The following is a 3,888-nucleotide window of genomic DNA, read 5'->3' on the forward strand; positions in this document are numbered from 1 at the left end:
CGACTGGCGACCGGGCTACCCGGTTACGGTCAACAACCCCGAGATGACGCAAGCTGCAATAGCCGCTGCCGCCACGGTCGCCGGATCAGGTAGTGTCGACGGAAACTGTCAGTGCACGATGGGCGCGGAAGACTTTTCCTACATGCTCGAGAAGCGACCAGGAGCGATCATCTGGTTGGGCAACGGCGAGTCAGCCGGGCTTCACAATCCCGCCTACGATTTCAACGACAACGCAATCATTCATGGTGTTCGCTACTGGACGACGCTCGTCAGTGACAGGCTAGCGACGCCGGCTGAGCGCTGAATATGTGGATGCCCACGCACAACCGACCCTCACTAAGCCACGGAAGTACTGGCTAAGGTTGGGCGCAAGGACATCGAGGTCATTGCGCGCGGAACGAAGCCGCGCGTGATGTTTCTGGGCGCCCGGCGGAGCAGGCATAATGCTGTGTGCCCCCGGCTCGCCTACGTCGTGCTTGCCGAAGAGAAGGTTACTTCCTAACTTCGGTCATTCCGATGTTGGTCGGTTGCCGAATGGCAGCTATCCGCCGAGCTCGCCCCGATAGCGGACCGACGGCTTCCGGCCCCAGATGAGCCGCGGAAAATCATTTCCCGCGTTGGAAACTGATGTGCCAAGGTCTACAGCTTCTATTGGGCGGGAAGCGGAAGTTCCGCTTTGGGCCCACGGGCGGCAAAGAAGGATCTAATCCGATGCCGCGAACCGCACATTGCACCGCAATGGACGGCTCCAACGACCTTAACCAGTGTCCGCCAAATATGCACAAGCTCAATTTATGCTCCTTGACAGTAAAACGACCCGAAAATAAACACGCATCCAGGTCCACARGGTGACCTGCCGCTCGCATGGCGTTATCGCCAGTGGTTAAGCCCCTGCATTAGACAAGCTGATCGCCATTTCCCCCTGGGGCAGTTGGAGCGATGGCAATGCGAGCCCCATCAAAATCATCCTACTTGCCCATGACGGGAGTTTTTGATGAGCGACCAAACGTCGTTGGCGGCTGAGCCGAAAAATTCATTCTTGCGTGGATCGATCCGATCCGTATTCATTCGAACCTGCCTGCCAATCATCGTCGTGACGACGATAAGTGGCCTGCTGACCGTCGTCGATGCCATGTTACTAGGCGCATTCGTGGGGGCTGATGCCCTGAGCGCGGTGACGTTGGTGTTTCCAATCTCGATGTTATTGGTAGCTGTCTCGACTATGGTCGGCATCGGCATGGCCAGCATTTTGGGTCGCCGACTAGGTGCCCAAGACATGGATGGGGCAATCAATACCTTTGCTTCCGCACAGGGGCTTGCCGTTGTTGTCGCTGCTTTGGCAATGCTGACTTTTTTTGGACTGGGTGCCCATATTGTCAGTTTGGTGGCGGGCGGTAACGTCCACCTCGGTGAGATGGGGTGGACCTTCCTTGCCATTTCATTTGCTACCGCACCGGCAGGGTTTCTACTCTCTGTGCACGCCGACGCGCTGCGCATGGAGGGTCGAGTTGGCTTCATGGCTATGGCTGGCGTGTTGGTGACGCTGGCCAATATCGGGTTCAACGCATTGCTAATCGGAGTGTTTGATTTTGGAGTGGCTGGATCAGCCTGGGGTACGGCCCTGGCGCAGGTATTGGGGCTGGGTATCGTGGTTGTCTATCGCATGAGCGGCAGGGCAGTTCTGCCGATGGTCGGTTTGAGATACGACCGTGAATGGCGAGAAATGCTGACTCTTGGAGCACCGCGTAGCCTCAATTTCATCGGTATTTCGCTCATCGCGGCGGCGGTGCTGTACGCCCTGCAACGGCTGGAGCTGCCGCAGTCCGACATGACTATCGCAGCGTACGGGGTGGTGATGCGCTTGATGACATTTGCCTTCCTACCGCTGATGGGTATGAGCCTGGCCCTGCAGGCAATTGTCGGCAATACGGTAGGTGCTGGACAGGATGAACGGGCAAAGCAGACGCTTTACTTTTCGCTTGGCGTGAGCGTCGTTTATGGCCTGCTAGTGCAACTGCTGCTGATTGGTGGACGCGACTGGCTGGGCGGACTTTTTGTGCGCGATGCCCTTGTTGGGCTGGAGGTGGCACGCATTGTTCCGCTGTACCTTGCAGCGTATTTCGCTTTCGGCCCGGTAATGATGGCCGCCAGCTATGCGCAAGCCATAGGCAGGGCGCGGCAAGCCGCCATCCTCTCGCTGGGGCGGGCATATCTGTTCGCAATTCCACTGACCTTTGCCTTGCCCCACATTTGGGGTGAGACCGGTGTGTGGGTCGCCGCTCCAATGGCCGATATCTTGATGCTGACGCTCAGCGTGTTGGTCTGGAGGCGTGCCGGCACTTCTACTACGCGAAAGGCGGGCCACTTAGGATCAAACTCGCTCACTCCATAATGTGGGTTATGCGCCGCATTGCCTGATGGACTACCATTGCTGTCCTCGCCGATGCCTCGCGACGAAAGGCAGCTCTAGGGATTTTGCAATCTACTTCCGAATGACCAACATGAGTTTGCTGCCAAAGGTCACCAGTCGCCACGCAGCGTCGGATTCGGGGTGGGAAACGGACTGGCAGGTTTCGGGCGGCTATTTCGGGAAAGCTGCCCTTCGCCTGATCAACGACCTTCGACAGCTTCGGCAGCTTTGCGCCCAATCTCGGTCGCTCAAACCTGAACTGAGAACTCCCAAAAGCGGACGCGCTGTCATACAGTTATCTCGATAGTTAAGAGAGGTTCGAATCCTGTCGGGTGCGCCATTTCAGTACAGAACTATGAACGCCAGAAACCGCCGATTTCACGCTTGAAGTGGCCACGAGCGTTCGCAACAGTTCCGATTTCGATCCCATGATGCGGACTTCGGTATCCGCGACCTCGACGCGCTGCGCCAGCGCGCGCAGGTGATCCCGCCGATAGCCGCCTCCCTCAAGCCGCAGCCTTTCGCGAGCAACATTGGCGAAACCCTCGATCATATCCGGCGTGACCGCCTGATTGCCAGTGCTGTCCAGCATGGCCTGGGCGCGCTCGGCGTCAGTCGTGGCCTGATCCGGAATCGCCTTGAGGCCAGCCATACGCTCTTTAAGTACCGAATCGTTCAGATCAGCGAGACCCGCTTCGATGGCGTCGTAAAGTCGATTGAGCCGCTGGTCCGTCTCCGTGATTCGCCGGTTGAGTTCGGCGAGATGTTCGCGACGGCGCTCGGTCCGCTCCTCGCGACGGTCGAGGAGACTGGTGAGGACCGTTTCCAGTCGCTTGGGCTGAAGGAGCCTATCTTGGAGATGGTTCGCGACCAGATCGTCCAACTTGTCCATCGGGATCGTGCGGCCGGCACAGCCGGTCTTGCCCTGCCGCGCCTTCGTCGAGCAGGTGTAGTAGCGATAGGTTCCGCCCGCGCTGCCCCTGCCGGTGCGGAGTGTCATCGCGCCGCCGCACTTGGCGCAGAAGCAGATGCCGGTCAGGAGCGTTGGGCCGCTGGTGATACGCGCGGGCGTCACCATGGGATTGCGTGATTTCAGACGGGCCTGCACCGCATCGAAGATTTCGCGGTCAATCAGGGGCGGAACGGCCATGATTGAAACTTCGCTCTCCGGCTTCCTTTCCCGGTTTTTGTGCGAGCGCGTATTGAACCTGTGCTCTCCGATATAAGTCGTGCGGGTCAGGATCGCGTGGATTTGCGCGAGGCCCCAGCGTCCACCGTCGCGGGTGAAGAAGCGGCGTTCGTTGAGATTGCAGGTGATCGCCTTGACGCCGAGCGGGCCGGTGTTGCCGTCGCCTTCGAGGAACAGCCGATAGATCAGCCGCACCGTGTCGGCGTGCAGCGGGTCGATCTCCAGCTTTTTCTGGTCTTCGATCCCCGCTGCTCGGCCGCGACAATGCGATAGCCGATCGGAGCCAGCG

Annotated in this window: 3 protein-coding genes; 2 read left to right on the forward strand and 1 reads right to left on the reverse strand. The window is 58.9% G+C overall.

The window, feature by feature from the left end:
* On the forward strand, positions 1 to 304 hold a 304-nt coding region (locus tag AC1DUU_RS25695; protein ID WP_476786198.1), incomplete at its 5' end, for a M20/M25/M40 family metallo-hydrolase.
* A gap of 690 nt (positions 305 to 994) precedes the next feature.
* Complete coding sequence (locus tag AC1DUU_RS25700) at positions 995 to 2,392, forward strand: MATE family efflux transporter (protein ID WP_476786199.1); 1,398 nt, start codon at positions 995 to 997, stop codon at positions 2,390 to 2,392.
* Positions 2,393 to 2,717: 325 nt separating this feature from the next.
* On the opposite strand, the gene AC1DUU_RS25705 is transcribed toward AC1DUU_RS25700, so the two are convergent.
* Positions 2,718 to 3,888 (reverse strand): recombinase family protein (locus tag AC1DUU_RS25705; protein ID WP_476786200.1); only part of this gene is annotated, 1,171 nt, incomplete at its 5' end.

Source organism: Aminobacter sp. P4_H6_2 (assembly GCF_056400805.1).

Coding starts and splice junctions, on each gene's coding strand:
- AC1DUU_RS25700 (WP_476786199.1), top strand. CDS start 995: ATGAGCGACCAAACGTCGTTGGCGGCTGAGCCGAAAAATTCATTCTTG.